The organism is Pseudomonas sp. LTGT-11-2Z, assembly GCF_003691445.1.
GTDB classification, from domain to species: Bacteria; Pseudomonadota; Gammaproteobacteria; order Pseudomonadales; family Pseudomonadaceae; genus Aquipseudomonas; species Aquipseudomonas monteilii.
Map to the genome: position 1 here is coordinate 1,444,435 of NZ_CP033104.1, position 15,308 is coordinate 1,459,742.

The 15,308-nt window shown below is 63.5% G+C and carries 14 protein-coding genes and 1 pseudogene; 3 read left to right on the forward strand and 12 right to left on the reverse strand.

The genetic code is table 11. The features are described 5' to 3' along the window. Positions 1 to 20: 20 nt before the first annotated feature. The 6 genes from nth to metG form a co-directional block, all read right to left on the reverse strand. Positions 21 to 659, reverse strand: a complete 639-nt coding sequence (gene nth, locus D8767_RS06590; protein WP_009684568.1) for an endonuclease III — start codon at positions 657 to 659, stop codon at positions 21 to 23. A gap of 4 nt (positions 660 to 663) precedes the next feature. After that, positions 664 to 1,188: an Rnf-Nqr domain containing protein gene (locus D8767_RS06595; RefSeq protein WP_016713752.1), complete on the reverse strand. Its 525-nt coding sequence runs from the start codon at positions 1,186 to 1,188 to the stop codon at positions 664 to 666. Beyond that, on the reverse strand, positions 1,181 to 1,783 hold the full coding sequence (locus D8767_RS06600) for an RnfABCDGE type electron transport complex subunit G (RefSeq protein WP_016713753.1): 603 nt from the start codon (positions 1,781 to 1,783) through the stop codon (positions 1,181 to 1,183). Before D8767_RS06600 ends, D8767_RS06595 begins: the two co-directional genes overlap by 8 nt. After that, positions 1,780 to 2,754, reverse strand: a complete 975-nt coding sequence (locus tag D8767_RS06605) for an RnfABCDGE type electron transport complex subunit D (RefSeq protein WP_121757785.1) — start codon at positions 2,752 to 2,754, stop codon at positions 1,780 to 1,782. The genes D8767_RS06600 and D8767_RS06605 overlap by 4 nt, the downstream gene beginning before the upstream one ends. Next, positions 2,751 to 3,299, reverse strand: a complete 549-nt coding sequence (locus tag D8767_RS06610) for an Rnf-Nqr domain containing protein (RefSeq protein WP_016713755.1) — start codon at positions 3,297 to 3,299, stop codon at positions 2,751 to 2,753. The genes D8767_RS06605 and D8767_RS06610 overlap by 4 nt, the downstream gene beginning before the upstream one ends. An 89-nt stretch (positions 3,300 to 3,388) precedes the next feature. After that, complete coding sequence (gene metG, locus D8767_RS06615; RefSeq protein WP_016713756.1) at positions 3,389 to 5,428, reverse strand: methionine--tRNA ligase; 2,040 nt, start codon at positions 5,426 to 5,428, stop codon at positions 3,389 to 3,391. A gap of 159 nt (positions 5,429 to 5,587) precedes the next feature. On the opposite strand from metG, the gene apbC reads away from it, so the two are divergent. Next, entirely contained in the window at positions 5,588 to 6,682 is a 1,095-nt protein-coding gene (gene apbC, locus D8767_RS06620; RefSeq protein WP_016713757.1) for an iron-sulfur cluster carrier protein ApbC, read from the forward strand. Positions 6,683 to 6,803: 121 nt separating this feature from the next. On the opposite strand, the gene D8767_RS06625 is transcribed toward apbC, so the two are convergent. After that, a complete protein-coding gene (locus tag D8767_RS06625) occupies positions 6,804 to 7,013 on the reverse strand; it encodes a cold-shock protein (RefSeq protein ID WP_003254922.1) in 210 nt (69 codons plus the stop codon). 328 nt (positions 7,014 to 7,341) lie between these two features. Between D8767_RS06625 and dcd the strand changes: the two genes are divergently transcribed. Both dcd and D8767_RS06635 read left to right on the forward strand, forming a co-directional pair. After that, positions 7,342 to 7,908, forward strand: a complete 567-nt coding sequence (dcd, locus tag D8767_RS06630) for a dCTP deaminase (RefSeq protein WP_003258001.1) — start codon at positions 7,342 to 7,344, stop codon at positions 7,906 to 7,908. Between the two features lie 94 nt (positions 7,909 to 8,002). After that, positions 8,003 to 8,230 carry a hypothetical protein gene (locus tag D8767_RS06635; protein WP_016713758.1) on the forward strand — a complete coding sequence of 76 codons (228 nt, stop codon included), beginning with the start codon at positions 8,003 to 8,005 and terminating at the stop codon, positions 8,228 to 8,230. A 6-nt stretch (positions 8,231 to 8,236) separates the two neighbouring features. Here D8767_RS06635 and pdeM read toward each other — a convergent pair whose 3' ends face one another. The 5 genes and pseudogenes from pdeM to D8767_RS06660 form a co-directional block, all read right to left on the reverse strand. Continuing rightward, on the reverse strand, positions 8,237 to 8,887 hold the full coding sequence (gene pdeM / locus D8767_RS06640; RefSeq protein ID WP_016713759.1) for a ligase-associated DNA damage response endonuclease PdeM: 651 nt from the start codon (positions 8,885 to 8,887) through the stop codon (positions 8,237 to 8,239). Next, entirely contained in the window at positions 8,884 to 11,331 is a 2,448-nt protein-coding gene (locus D8767_RS06645) for a ligase-associated DNA damage response DEXH box helicase (RefSeq protein ID WP_016713760.1), read from the reverse strand. The genes pdeM and D8767_RS06645 overlap by 4 nt, the downstream gene beginning before the upstream one ends. Before the next feature lie 67 nt (positions 11,332 to 11,398). Next, positions 11,399 to 12,514: a succinylglutamate desuccinylase/aspartoacylase family protein gene (locus D8767_RS06650; RefSeq protein WP_016713761.1), complete on the reverse strand. Its 1,116-nt coding sequence runs from the start codon at positions 12,512 to 12,514 to the stop codon at positions 11,399 to 11,401. A 99-nt stretch (positions 12,515 to 12,613) separates the two neighbouring features. Continuing rightward, positions 12,614 to 14,271, reverse strand: a pseudogene (locus D8767_RS06655) (ATP-dependent DNA ligase). Continuing rightward, positions 14,268 to 15,284 (reverse strand): ligase-associated DNA damage response exonuclease, encoded by a 1,017-nt coding sequence (locus tag D8767_RS06660; RefSeq protein ID WP_016713763.1) that lies wholly within the window; start codon positions 15,282 to 15,284, stop codon positions 14,268 to 14,270. Before D8767_RS06660 ends, D8767_RS06655 begins: the two are co-directional and overlap by 4 nt. Positions 15,285 to 15,308: the final 24 nt, after the last annotated feature.

The window sequence follows — 15,308 nt, forward strand, 5'->3', positions numbered from 1 at the left end:
AGGGGTTTCCAGCTATCGCCTCAATCGTCGGAGGTTTTGTGCTTGTACTCGCACAAATCTTCGATCCTGCAACTGCCGCACCTTGGCTTGCGCGCCTGGCACACGTAGCGCCCGTGCAGGATCAGCCAGTGGTGGGCATCGAGCAGGTAATCTTTTGGCACGAACTTGACCAGTTTCTTTTCCACTTCCAGCACCGTTTTGCCAGGCGCAATACCCGTGCGGTTGCTCACCCGGAAAATGTGGGTGTCCACCGCCATGGTCGGCTGGCGGAACGCTGTGTTGAGCACCACGTTGGCGGTCTTGCGGCCCACGCCGGGCAGCGCCTCCAAGGCTTCGCGGGTTTGTGGCACCTGGCTGCCGTGACGTTCGATCAGCAGCCGGCAGGCCTCTATGACATTCTTGGCCTTGCTGTTGTATAGCCCGATGGTCTTGATGTACTCGCTAAGGCCTTCAACGCCCAAGGCATAGATGGCCTCGGGCGTATTGGCGACGGGGAACAGGCGGGCAGTGGCCTTGTTGACGCCGACGTCGGTGGATTGCGCGGACAGTGTCACGGCGACCAGCAGCTCGAACGGGGTGGTGTAGGCCAGTTCTGTCTTCGGGTCTGGATTGTCTTCGTGCAGCCTGCGAAAAATCTCCAGGCGTTTGGCGGCATTCATGAATTCAGAGCTTTCCTTGACGACGTGGGTGGGCAGGGCCCGGACGCAAGCGATTGTACAAGGCCAGCAGCAGTCCGAGCAGTAGCAGGGCGCCCGGGGCCAGGCTGGCCACGTGCAGTTCGGCAACGTTGGCCAGCCATTGGCGGCTGGCGCCGAGCACCAGGCAGAGGGCAAATACCGCACTGAAATACCTGGCGAGCATGCGCCAGCGGCCTTGTTCGGGCAGCAGATGATCGCAGGCCAGGCACTGCAGGCAAAGCAGGGCGGGATAATGGCCCAGGGCAAGTGCCAAAGGCAGCGACCCTGCGCGCAGGGCCATTTGCAGGCAACTGGCCAAAGCTGCCAGCATCAGCAAGCTGGCTAGCACATAGGCCCAGCTGGCCAGGCGCTGGCGCAGCGGCGTCAGCAAAAGCTGATGCAGGCTGCCCATCACTACTGCGCACAGGCCAATGGCGATGCCCTCATGCAGTGTTCGGGTAGCGCCCAGCAGGGGTGTCAGGCTTACGGCCAGCAGGCAGAACCTATTCATGTGCTGCACCCTCCAGCAGTACGCTGCGCTGCTCATCGAAATAGCTCAGCGCCTCTTGCAGCGCGGTGATCACCGCCCGTGAGGTCACGGTCGCGCCGGCCAGTTGGTCAAAGTCACCCTGGTCTCGCTTCAGCGCCCAATGGTCGCCCTGATGGCGGTTGTCGAATTGCCCCAGCCAGTGCAACTGCGGGTCGCCCAGGCGTGCGCCCAGACCGGGGCTTTCCTGTTGCTCCATGACCTGGCTGCCGATCAGGCGGCCGTCCGTGGCGATGGCCACGCTCAGTACGATTGGCCCGGCATAACCTTGAGTTTGAGTGACCAGGACGATCGCGCTTGGTTTGCCCGCCATCGTGGCACGGTAAGCCGCGAGGATGCGGCTGTTGGGCCGCTGCGCCTCGGGCTTCGCGAGCGGGCTGTCCAACGGTTGGTTGTCATAACTTCCCTCGGGCAGCACGGCCAGCCGTTGACGGCTTTGCAGTTGCTTCTCGGCACCGGTGATGGCTGGGCCGGTCAAGTGCCGCCATGCCAGCGTGGCAGACACTGCCAATACCCCAATCAGCACCAGCAAGCTCACATCATGCGTCAGGCGTTTCATCGGGCGGCCTGTTGGGGCTGTGCCGTAAGGCGTTCAAGCGTGGGTACCATGAGGTTCATCAGCAGGACGGCGAACGCGGTGCCATCCGGGTAGCTGCCCCAGGTGCGAATCAGGTAGATGAGTAGGCCGGCACCCAGGCCGAAGTACAGCCTGGCCCGTTCGTTCCTGGGCCCCGACACCGGCTCGGTGGCGATGAAAAAGGCTGCCAGCATGGTCGAGCCGGAGAACAGGTGCAGCAAGGGCGAGCCGTTGGAGTCCGACCCAGAGCCGTTCCAGCTCAGCAGGCTGAAAACGAACAGCGCTGTCAGCAGGCCCAGTGGTGCATGCCAGCTGATCACGTTGCGCTGCAATAGGAACAGGCCGCCGAGCAGGAATGCCAGGTTGACCCATTCGCTGCCGCGCCCGCCGATGTTACCGAAGCCTGGATGGCTGGCAAACAGCTCCTCGATGGTCAGGCTGCGGTTGTGGCGCAGGCCGTCGAGCAACGTCGGCCGGGCCCAGGCGTCGATCTGTTCGCCTCCGGTGAATACCTGCTGCAAACTCTCGAGCAGGCCTGGGGGTTGCCCCGGCCAATGGTTCATCTGCAACGGGAAGCTCAGCAGCACGAAGGCATAACCGACCATGGCCGGGTTGAACGGGTTGCGTCCGACGCCGCCAAAAGCCTGTTTACCGAAACCGATGGCAACGCTTGCCGCGACCACCGGCAACCACCACGGGGCCTGGGTGGGCAGGGCGGCCGCCAGCAGCACGGCGGTTACCAGTGCGCTGCCGTCGCCTAGCGCTGTGCTCAGCGTTTGGCCGCGCAACGCCAGCAGCACAGCTTCGCACAGCAATGCGGCGGTGGCACTTAGCAACAGGTTCAGCAGCATGCCCCAGCCATGCAACCACAACAACGCCAGCAGTCCAGGCAAACAGGCCAGCAGGACCAGGCCCATACTGGTGCGCAGTCGCGGATCGGGCTGGCTGATCATTGTCCGAACATGCCGTTAAAGCCGGAAAATGCCATGGCCATCACCCCGGCGCCGATCAACTCGAGTGGCAGGCCGCGCAGTGCGCCGGGGATATCGGCATGGGCACTGCGCGGGCGCAAATCGGCGAACAACACCAGTGCCAGCCAGAAGCCGCCGCCCGCCAGTAAACCTTGCAGCAGCGTCGAGGGCCAGGTGCTGTCATCGCCTGCCTGCTGCAGGGCGAGCCCCAGCACTGTGGCATTGCTCGACAGCAGCGCTGGCAACCCGACTACGGGCCAGCCCGGGCGCCACTTGGCCAGCAGCCAAGGCAAGCCCCAGGCGAGCAGTGCCAGCCAGGGCAATAACAGGAACAGGGCAAGGTCGGGGATGTGCAGCGGGGCAAGTACCCCCCGCATCAGCAATTGTGCGCCGATCGTGCCCAAGGCAATGCACACAGCGCAGGTCAGGCCATGCACATGCAGGTTCAGCCGGGGGATTGGCTGCTGCAACAGGCACAGGTGATTGACCAGCGCGGCGCCGATCAGGACCAGAAGGTAATCGCTCATGAGATGACGATAGCCGGGAATGCGGGTGATTGTCCGGTAATCAAGGCGCAGAAGAAACTGCCCCGGCACGAGGGCCGGGGCAGGGGGTGTTACTTGATACGCTGGCCTGGCTTGGCGCCGCTGTCCGGGCTCAGCAGGTAGATTTCTTCACCGCCAGGGCCGGCTGCCATGACCATGCCCTCGGATACGCCAAAACGCATTTTCCGGGGCTTGAGGTTGGCGACCATCATGGTCAGGCGGCCTTCCAGTTTGGACGGGTCGGGGTAGGCCGACTTGATGCCGGAGAACACGTTGCGGTGCTCGTCACCGATGTCCAGGGTGAGTTGCAGCAGTTTGTCGGCACCCGGTACGGCTTCGGCTTTGACGATCAGCGCCACGCGCAGGTCGACGGCAGCGAAGGTGTCGAACTCGATTTCTGCCGACAGCGGATCCTTGGTCAGCTCGCCGTTGCCGGCCGGGGCCTTGGCTTCGGCTGCCAGCAGGTCTTCCTTGCTGGCGGCGACCATGGCTTCGACCTTGGCCGGTTCGATGCGGCTCATCAGGGCCTTGAACGGGTTCAGTTTATGGTTTTCCAGGCGCGACAGGTGGTCGTTCCAGGCCAGCGGGGCAACGTTGAGGAAAGCCTCGGCGTCTGCTGCCAGCACCGGCAGTACCGGCTTGAGGAAGATCACCAGCTGGCGGAACAGGTTGATGCCCTGGGCGCAAATGGCCTGCACTTCATCCTGTTTGCCTTCCTGCTTGGCCAGCGACCACGGTGCTTTGTCGGCGATCCAGGCGTTGGCGCGGTCGGCCAGTGCCATGATTTCACGCATGGCGCGGCCAAAGTCACGGCCTTCATAGGCTTCAGCGATGGACGGAGCGGCAGCCAGGAAGGCTTCGGTCAGCTCAGGCGCGGCATCACCGCTTACCATCACGCCTTCGTTGCCTTTGTGGATGAAGCCGGCGCAGCGGCTGGCAATGTTCACGACCTTGCCCACCAGGTCGGAGTTGACCTTCTGCACGAAGTCTTCCAGGTTCAGGTCCAGGTCGTCGACGCCACGCCCCAGCTTGGCTGCGTAGTAGTAACGCAGGTATTCCGGCTGCAGGTGATCGAGGTAGGTGCGGGCCTTGATGAAGGTGCCGCGCGATTTGGACATCTTCGCGCCGTTGACGGTCAGGTAGCCATGCACGTTGACGGCAGTCGGCTTGCGGAAGCCGGCACCTTCGAGCATGGCTGGCCAGAACAGGGCGTGGAAGTTGACGATGTCCTTGCCGATGAAGTGGTACAGCTCGGCCTTGGAGCCTTCGTTCCAGAACGCATCGAAGTCCAGTTCCGGGCGGCGTGCGCAGAGGTTTTTGAAGCTGGCCATGTAGCCGATTGGCGCGTCCAGCCACACGTAGAAGTATTTACCCGGTTCACCCGGGATTTCGAAACCGAAGTACGGCGCATCGCGGGAGATGTCCCACTCCTGCAAGCCGGAGTCCAGCCATTCGGCCAGTTTGTTGGCTACCGCGTCCTGCAGGGTGCCGCTGCGGGTCCACTGCTGCAGCATGGCCTGGAAGTCTGGCAGCTTGAAGAAGAAGTGCTGGGAGTCACGCAGCACCGGGGTAGCGCCGGAGATCGCCGACTTGGGGTTCTTCAGCTCGGTAGGCGCGTAGGTGGCACCGCATTTTTCGCAGTTGTCGCCGTACTGGTCTTCCGCCGCGCACTTGGGGCAGGTGCCCTTGATGAACCGGTCGGCCAGGAACATGCCCTTTTCCGGGTCGAAGTACTGGGTCACCGAACGGGTGGCGATGTGCCCGGCTTCACGCAGGCGCGTGTAGATCAGGCCCGACAGCTCGCGGTTCTCTTCGCTGTGGGTAGAGTGGAAGTTGTCGAAATCCACCAGGAAGTCGGCGAAGTCGCTGCTGTGCTCGGCCTGAACGTTGGCGATCAGTTGCTCCGGGGTGATGCCTTCCTTTTCGGCGCGCAGCATGATGGCCGAGCCGTGGGCGTCGTCGGCGCAGACATAGATGCACTGGTTGCCACGCATTTTCTGGAAGCGGACCCACATGTCTGTCTGGATGTACTCGAGCATATGGCCTAGATGGATGGATCCATTGGCATAGGGCAGGGCGCTGGTGACGAGAATCTGACGTGGCTCGGACATGGTGGCTCGGCTACTTATCTGGCGACGGGGTAAAAATTAAGGATGATCGGCCACTATAAAGGGCTGGCGAAGATATTTCACCCCGCATGCGCATCTACTGACGATTGACGGGTTAGGATAGGCGCCTGTTTTACATTCAGTTTGCCAATGGGAGTCTCCATGAGTGCCGTCACCCGTGCCGCCGTCGAAGGCGTGCTTCGCCAGTACACCGACCCCTACCTGAACCAGGATCCGGTCAGCGCCGGTTGCGTGCGCGCCATCGACATCCAGGGCGGGCAGGTCAGCGTGCAATTGCAGCTGGGCTATGCCGCCGGTTTGTTCAAGAACGGTTGGGCCCAGGTGTTGCAGACGGCCATCGGCAACCTTGAGGGTGTCAGCAGCGCCCAGGTATCGATCGACTGCGTGGTCGCCGCTCACAAGGCCCAGGCCCAGGTGCCGGCCATGGCCAACGTTAAGAACATCATCGCCGTGGCCTCGGGCAAGGGCGGTGTGGGCAAGTCGACCACTGCGGCCAACCTGGCACTCGCGCTGGCCCGCGAAGGCGCGCGGGTGGGTATTCTCGATGCCGATATCTACGGCCCTAGCCAAGGCGTGATGTTCGGTATTGCCGAAGGCACCCGTCCGCAGATTCGCGAGCAAAAGTGGTTCGTGCCGATCAAGGCCCATGGCGTGGAGGTCATGTCCATGGCCTTCCTCACCGACGACAACACACCGATGGTCTGGCGAGGCCCGATGGTTTCCGGTGCGCTGCTGCAACTGGTCACCCAGACCGCCTGGGATGACCTGGACTACCTGGTGATCGACATGCCGCCGGGTACTGGCGACATTCAGCTGACCTTGGCGCAGAAAGTGCCGGTGGCGGGCTCGGTGATCGTCACCACGCCGCAGGACCTGGCGTTGCTGGATGCCAAGAAGGGTGTGGAGATGTTCCGCAAGGTCAACATCCCTGTGCTGGGTGTGGTTGAGAACATGGCCGTACATATCTGTTCGAATTGCGGCCATGCCGAACATCTGTTCGGTGAAGGCGGTGGTGAGAAGCTGGCCAGCCAGTATGGCGTTGACCTGCTGGCGTCGTTGCCATTGTCGATGTTGATCCGCGAACAGGCCGACAGCGGCAAGCCGACGGCGATAGCCGAGCCGGAAAGCCAGATTGCCATGGTCTATCAGGAACTGGCCCGCCAGGTAGGCGCGCGGATTGTGCTGCAAGAGGCGGCGGCGCCGGCGATGCCGAGCATTACCATCAGCGAAGACTGACCGCAGACCAAGTCACCTGCATCGCGGGCTTGCCCGCGAACAGGCGACTCGGTCTTTCAGGGAGGCATAAAAAAACCCGCCAGAAGGCGGGTTTTTTTGAAAGCCAGGAAGCTAGATCGACTTAGGCGATCTGAACTTCTTCAGCCTGCATGCCTTTCTGGCCGCGGGTAGCGACGAAAGTAACAGCCTGGCCTTCTTTCAGGGTTTTGAAGCCGTCAGCTTGGATGGCTTTGAAGTGCACGAACAGGTCGTCGCCCGACTGAGGGGTGATGAAGCCGTAGCCTTTCTCATCGTTGAACCACTTAACAACACCGGATTGACGGTTGGACATTTTTCTGTCTCCTTGGACAATTTGATAACGGTCAGGAAAAACCCTGCCCGGGACTGAGCGCAAAGAGAGCAGAAAATTCAGCGATGGGCCGATCAGGATCGTGCATCAAACTAGAGATTCTCGGTGTCACGTGCAGCACAGTGGCGCCACCTTACCCCACTTTCCGCAACCTGCCAATGGTCAGAAGGCGCTTTACGCAAATTCGGATCGACGGCGGCTGAAGCCCCCGCCCGGCGCGGGATGAGGCATAGAACTTTAACCTGGGCGCCGGGACCGGTAAGATGCGCGTCACGATTTTCACCACGCAACTCTTCAGGACACCCCCGCCATGAGCATCAAATCGGACAAGTGGATTCGCCGCATGGCGCAGGAACACGGCATGATCGAACCGTTCGTCGAGCGCCAGGTGCGCGGCGAACAAGACAGCCGGGTGATCTCCTTTGGCGTCTCCAGCTATGGCTACGACGTACGCTGCGCCGACGAATTCAAGGTGTTCACCAACATCAACTCGGCTACCGTCGACCCGAAAAACTTCGATGCCGGCAGCTTCGTCGACATCAAGAGCGACGTGTGTATCATCCCGCCAAACTCTTTCGCCCTGGCCCGCACCGTCGAATACTTCCGCATTCCGCGTGACGTGCTGACCATTTGCCTGGGCAAGAGCACCTACGCACGTTGCGGCATCATCGTCAACGTCACCCCGCTGGAGCCCGAGTGGGAAGGCCACGTGACGCTGGAGTTCTCCAACACCACCACGCTGCCGGCGAAGATCTACGCCAACGAAGGCGTGGCGCAGATGCTGTTCTTGCAGTCTGACGAAGAGTGCGAAGTGTCCTACAAGGACCGGGGCGGCAAATACCAGGGCCAGCGCGGCGTCACCCTGCCGCGCACCTGAGCCGACAAGCGCGGGGAATTACCCGCGTCTTTGGCACTCCAACGATGTAATGCCGGTGCGTATGATGTGCATCGGCTTTCGTCAGGAGCAGCCAATGAAACTCCATCCCGCAATCAGTGCCAAGCTGGCAGGCCTGCAGCCCAACCACGTGGGGTTGTTGCCCTGGTCATTGCTGGCGCACCCGCTGCCCATGCAGGCGGGGGGCGTGCCCCATCAGCCTGACCCCGATACCCCGCAGCCACCAGAGCCTGGCGAGAGGCCACCCATGGAGCCGGGCGAGCCGACCTTACCGGATGAGCCGCCGCCAGCACCTGTCGCCTGAACGCCGTTACAGCGGCCAGACGCGCCCTGCGCCAGCCAGGTATACCCGGCTGGTGCCGGATGGTGCGATCTTCCAGCCACCGGTGAACTCTCCGAAAGCCGGCAGCAGGCTGACGTGAGCGTCGATCAGGAAGCATGGCAGTCGCAGGCGCTGGCGAGCCGTGCCGCGCAGCACAAAAACCGGGTGCACATGGCCGGCCAGCACTGGGTAAGCCGGGTGAGGCGTTGGTTCGTGTTGTAGCGCGAAAGGTTCCAGTATCCAAGGCTCATCCTTGACTTCAATGCGAAGCGATGCAGGTGGATCGCCGGCGTTGCGATCATGATTGCCGCGTATCAGCACAATATTCAGGTGCGCGTGGCGCTGCCGCCACGCATGCAGCCTGGCCAGCGTTGCAGGCGCCCGGGCAGTACGTGCATGGAGGAAATCCCCGAGAACGATCAACTGGTCGCAGTCATGGACTGCCAGCAAGGCATCCAGCCGGGCGAGCGTCGCGTCTGTGGTACCACGCGGTACAGGTTGGTGCAGGGCACGATAGCTGGCAGCCTTGCCGATGTGTACGTCGGCCACCAGCAATGCTCGGCGCCTGGGCCAATAGATGGCCTTGTCGGCAAGCAGCCAGAGCACCTGGCCTGCGTGTTCGATGGGCTGGTCACTCATGCCTTACCTGCCGCTTGTTCCAGTTCTGCAACCATTCGCGCAATCCGGTCTGCAAGCTTCTCGGTGCTCAGCGTCTCGCGCATGCCCTCTACCAGTAAAGCGAACGCCAGCGGCCCCGGTCGCTTCAATACCTGCAGGTCCAGCTTCAGGCTGGCCATTTTCAGCAATTGCCGACGCAGCCGCTCGATCTCCAGCTCCTCGCCCAGCACTTCGTCCCGTGCCTGGCCGAGTAGCAGGTTACCGGCGTCATGCTTGCGAAACACTTCATAGAACAGCCCGCTGGATGCCTGGATCTGTCGAGTGCTCTTCTGTGCCGCCGGGTAGCCGCCAAACACCAGCCCGGCAATCTGGGCAATTTCGCGAAAACGCCGCAGTGCCATTTCCCCTGCATTCAGGCTGGCCAGCACATCTTCCAGCAAGTGCTCGGTACCCAGCGCCTTTGGCAGGTGCGTTATCCAGTCCACCGGCGCAGGGCTGAGCAGTTCGAACCCGTAGTCGTTGACGGCAATCGATACCGACAGCGGTTGTACGCGGCTGACCCGCCAGGCAATCAGGTTGGCCAGGCCCAGGTTGGCCAGGCGCCCGGCAAAGGGGTACAAGAACACGTGCCAGCCCTGGCGGGACTTGAAGGTCTCGGCCAGCAGCGTGCCGGTGGTTGGCAACGCCGACCACTGTGCCTGCAACGCCAGCAGCGGGCGCACGGTTCGCATCTCCGGGCCGTCAAAGCGGCCATGGGCCGCAGAATCGAGTTGCTCGACCAGCGCGTCGGCCAGTTCGCTCGATAGCGGCATGCGCCCACCGTTCCAGCGTGCCACCGCAGCCTTGCGCGCGGTGCTGCGGCGCACATAGGCGGTCATGTTTTCCACGCGTACCAGTTCCAGCACCCGCCCGGCAAACACTAGCGTGTCGCCGGGACGCAGGCGGGCGATGAACGCTTCTTCGACACTGCCCAGCGTCTTGCCCCCGCCGCCCTTGCTCCAGTATTTCAGTTGCAGGTTGGCGTCGCTGACGATGGTGCCGATGCTCATGCGGTGGCGCCGTGCCAGGCGTTCACTGGCAACCCGGTAAACGCCGTCGGGCCGGGGCTCGACGCGCTGGTAATCCGGGTAGGCGGAAAGTGAACTGCCACCGTGGCAGACGAAGTCCAGCGCCCACTGCCACTGGCTGTCGCGCAACGCGCGGAAGGCCCAGGTGCTGCGCACTTCGGCCAGTAGCTGCTTGGGGCGAAAACCACTGCCCAAGGCCATGCTGACCAAGTGCTGCACCAGCACGTCCATGCACAGTTGCGGCGAGCAGCGGACTTCGATGTGCCCGGCTATCAGTGCCTGTCGGGCTGCAGCTGCCTCCACCAGTTCCAGGCTGTGGGTAGGCACCAGGGTGATCCGCGAGCGCCGCCCCGGTGCGTGCCCGGAGCGCCCGGCGCGTTGCATCAGGCGGGCGATGCCTTTGGCCGAGCCGATTTGCAACACCCGTTCCACGGGTAGAAAGTCCACGCCAAGGTCAAGGCTGGACGTGCAGATCACCGCTTTCAGGCTGCCCTGTTTGAGGCTACGTTCCACCCAGTCGCGGGTATCGCGGGCCAGCGAGGCATGGTGCAGGGCAATCAGTCCGGCCCAGTCAGGGCGGGCTTCAAGCAGGGCCTGGTACCAGAGCTCGGCTTGGGCGCGCGTGTTGGTGAACACCAGGCAACTGGCACTGGCCTCGATTTCCTGGCTGACCTGGTCGAGCATCTTCAGGCCCATGTGCCCGGCCCAAGGGAAGCGTTCGATCGCTGTTGGCAGCAGGGTATCGACTTGCAGCGCCTTGTCCTGTCGGCCCTGTACCAGCAGGCCGCCTTGCGGCAGCAGAACGTCCAGCGCATGTTGCAGGTTGCCCAGGGTGGCGGAGAGGCCCCAGGTCGGCAGGCCTGGATGCCAGTGGCGCAGGTGGGCCAGGGCCAACTGCAGTTGTACCCCGCGCTTGTTACCCAGCAGTTCGTGCCATTCATCCACCACCACCAGCCGCAGGGTGGCGAAATCTTCGCGGGCCTGTGCGCGCGTCAGCAGCAGCGTCAGGCTCTCGGGTGTGGTGACCAGCACACTTGGCAGGCGCCGAGCTTGTCGGGCTCGTTCTGCGCTGCCTGTGTCACCGCTGCGTACCCCAACGCTCCACGGCAGCGCCAGTTCATCCACGGGCACCTGCAGGGCGCGTGCGGTGTCGGCGGCCAAGGCACGCATGGGCGTCACCCACACCACCTGCAATGGCACCGGTTGGCTGCCTTGGGGCTGGGTCTTGAACGCACGAAGCGCGGCGAGCCACACGGCGTAGGTCTTGCCGGCCCCGGTACTGGCGTGCAGCAGGCCGGACTCGCCGCGCGCCACAGCCGCCCAAACGCGGCGCTGGAAAGCGAATGGCTTCCAGCCACGCCTGGCAAACCAGGCATTGGCAAGGTCGGTGGCGGGCATGAGGCAAGTGGTCCTTTGAAGACTGTGCTTCTACAGACCGCCCGCCAGGTGCAATGGTTTTACCGAATCAGTTGCTCAGCAGGTAGCCACTGCGACATACCTGCTCGCCAGCAACATGGGCGATGACCATGCCAGAAGTGGCCATGCGCCTTACGCTGCGGGCATACAGCAGGCCCGGTTGGCTGTTGCGCACAGCCGTTACCCGGTCACTGAGCGGGTCGATGACTTCGGCAATCAAGTGCCCAGCTTCCAGGTGCTGTCCGGGTATGGCGTGATACACCAGCAAGCCGCCCAGCGGCGTCACTACCGGTTCGACAGCAGCCAGCGGCGTGGCCGGGCTGGGCAAGGGCGGCAGGGCAGGGCTGGCGCCTTCGATAACGCCTGCGTGGGTAAGGAAGTCGAGTATCGCCTGGCAGTCTTTGCTGGCCAGGTCATGGCTGACATCGGCCTGGCCGCGCAGTTCGACAGTGACCGAGCAGCAGCCCAGCGGGATCGGGAAGCGCTTGCCGAAGCGTTGCTGCAACTGCCACCAGACCAGGCTGAAACATTCGTCGAACGACTGCCCGCCCGAGTCGGTGGCCAGCAGGCTGGCCTGGGCGCCCAGGTAGCGGGCCAGCGGCTCGATATGTGGCCAGGCATCGGGTGTGGTGTACAGGTGTTCAACGGCTTCGAAGTCGCAGTGCAGGTCCAGCACCATGTCGGCATCGCAGGCCAGGCGCTGCAGGATCAGGCGCTGGGCTTGCAGCGGTGTGCGGGCCGGGTGCGCGTCCAGCCCACGCCGCAGGTATTCGCGGATCAGCTCGACGTTGTGCGCCGGGTTCTGGGTCAGGTGCTCTTCGATCTGGTCGCCGATGCTGTCCGACAGGTCGACGAAGTTGCGGTTGAAGTTCTCGCCACTTTGCAGTTCGAAGCGCCCCAGCGGCGCATCCAGCAGCACTTGCTCCAGGCCGACCGGGTTGGCCACCGGCACCAGGATGATCTCGCGCTGCAGGCGGCCTTGTTCTTCCAGCGCTATCAGGCGGCGCTTGAGGTGCCATGCCACCAGCATGCCGGGCAGTTCGTCGGCATGCAGGGAGGCCTGGATATAGACTTTGCCGCCACTGCGAGGGCCGAAGTGGAAGCTGTGCAACTGGCGGGTGATGCCCGGAACGGGAGAGAGCAGGTCGTGGGTTGAATGGTGCATGGTGGTCCTGGATGCGTGGCGAATACGGTCTGCGACACAGGTCGGCACACTGATAGAAGCATAGTTTTTAGCGTTGCGCCTCACTGGGGTCGCGACCTTTCAGGCCAGCAGTGCCTGCAAGGTGGCCAGGTCATCCGCCTCTTCCACCGGCTTGTCCAGCCGCCAGCGCAGCATGCGCGGAAAGCGCACGGCAATACCGCTCTTGTGGCGCCTGGACAAGGCAATGCCTTCGAATCCCAGTTCGAACACCAGCGTAGGCGTTACGCTGCGTACCGGGCCGAAGGTTTCCACCGTGGTCTTGCGGATGATGGCATCGACCTTGCGCATTTCTTCGTCACTGAGCCCCGAATAGGCCTTGGCAAAGGGTACCAATGCTCGCTCCGGGGTGCCGGCCGGTGCGTCCCACACGGCGAAGGTGTAGTCGCTGTACAGGCTTGCACGCCGGCCGTGGCCGCGTTGGGCATAGATCAGCACGGCATCGACGCTGAACGGGTCGATCTTCCACTTCCACCAGGTACCCATATCTTTGGTGCGCCCCACACCGTAAAGGGCCTCGCGCTGCTTGAGCATCAGGCCCTCGACACCCAGGCTGCGCGACTGTTCGCGCTGGTGGGCAAGGTTGGCCCAGTCCGGGCCTGTCAGCAGCGGCGACAGCAGCACGGGGGCAAGCGGGTACGCATCGACCAAGCGTTCCAGTTGGCTGCGGCGCTCGTGCTGCGGCCGGTTGCGCCAGTCTTCGCCTTGCCACTCCAGCAGGTCGTAGGCCTGCAACACCACCGGTGCGTCGGTCAGCAATTTCTTGCCCAGCGTTTTGCGCCCCAGGCGCTGCTGTAGCAGGGAAAAAGGCTGCACGGCCAGTTCAGCCTCTGTAGCACCTGGTTTCCAGACCAGAATCTCGCCGTCGAGCACCACGCCATCGGGTAGCGTCTGCGCCAGGCTGTGCAGTTCGGGGAAGCGCTCGGTCACCAGCTCTTCGCCGCGCGACCACACCCACAGCTGGCCCTCGGCTTGACCACCTGGGCGCGAATGCCGTCCCACTTCCACTCGATTTGCCAGTTGCTTGGCGGCCCGAGCAAAGTATCGAACTGGTCGGTAGAGGCTTGTAGCGGGTGGGCCAGGAAGAATGGGTAGGGCTGGCCGCCACGCTGGCGATGCTCATCGGCGGACTCCGGGGCGATCAGCTTCTGGTAGCTGGCTGCGGTAGGGCGATGGCCAATATCGGTGTAACCGACCAGGCGTTGGGCCACGCGCTTGGCGTCCAGCCCGGCCAGTTGCGCCAAGGCGCGGGTGACAAGCAACTTCGATACGCCCACGCGAAAACTGCCGGTGATCAGCTTCAGGCACAGCATCAGGCTGGGGCGATCCAGCTGCGCCCAGAGCGGCTGCAGGCGCTGCTGAACCTGCTCAGGCGGTAGCCCGCGCAGGGGCAGCAAATGCTGCTCCACCCAGATGGCAAGGCCTTCATCGCTGCCATCGGCGTGTATGGGTAGCAATAGCGAAATGGTTTCGGCCAGGTCACCCACTGCCTGATAGCTTTCTTCGAAGAGCCAGTCTGGCAACCCGGCCTGAGCCGTTGCCTGTGCGCGCAACACGCGAGTGGGCACCAGCTGGCGCGGGCGCCCGCCGGCCAGAAAGTACACGGCCCAGGCGGCATCCTCGGCGGGGGCATTGGCGAAATAGTCGCGCAGTGCCTCAAGCTTGGCGTTGCTGGACGTGGTCGCATCCAGGCGCAGGTACAACGTGGCGAAGGCTTTCATGGTGTGGGTTCGGCAGTGACGACGTCGTCTTCGTCGCCGTATTCGGTGGCGAAGGCGCGGGCATCGAGGCCTTGTTCGTTGAGGTAGCGCACCAGCACGTTGACCGAGCCGTGGGTGACCATCACCCGATCGGCGCCGGTCTGGCCGATTGCCCACAGCAGGCCGGGCCAGTCGGCATGGTCCGAGAGGACGAAGCCCCGGTCGACACCGCGCCGCCGGCGGGTGCCGCGCAACAGCATCCAGCCACTGGCGAAGGCATCGCTGTACTCGCCGAAGCGGCGCATCCAGCTACTGCCGCTGGCTGACGGGGGCGCCAGGACCAGCGCTTGGCGCAGCAGTGGGTCGTTGCGCGGTATATCGCCGGCGTAGAGGGTTTTCGGCAGGTGGATACCGGCGTCCCGGTACACGCGGTTGAGCGGCTCGACGGCGCCGTGCACGAGGATCGGGCCGATGCTGGCGTCCAGCCCATGCAAGATCCGCTGGGCCTTGCCGAAGGCATAGCAGAACAGCACGCTGGCCTTGCCCTGTGTGCTGTTGGCCCGCCACCAGGCATTGATGTCGGCGAACACCTCAGCCTGGCTGGGCCAGCGATAAATGGGCAGGCCGAACGTCGATTCGGTGATGAAGGTGTGGCACGGCACGGGTTCGAAGGGCGTACAGGTGCCATCGGGCTCCACCTTGTAGTCACCGGACGCGACCCAGACTTCACCCTGGTACTCCAGGCGCACCTGTGCCGAACCCAGCACGTGTCCGGCCGGGTGCAGGCTCAGGGTCACCCCATGGTGAAGCAGGCGCTCACCGTAGGGCAGGGTCTGTAAATCGATGCCCTGGCCCAACCGGCTACGCAGAATGCCAGCACCGGGGCTGGCGGTCAGATAATGGCCATTGCCGGTCCGTGCATGGTCACCGTGGCCATGGGTGATCACGGCGCGGTCCACGGGCCGCCAAGGGTCGATGTAGAAATCACCGGGCGGGCAGTAGAGGCCTTCGGGGCGGGCGATGACAAGGTCCATGGCGCGGGCGCTGGTTTGGAGTTA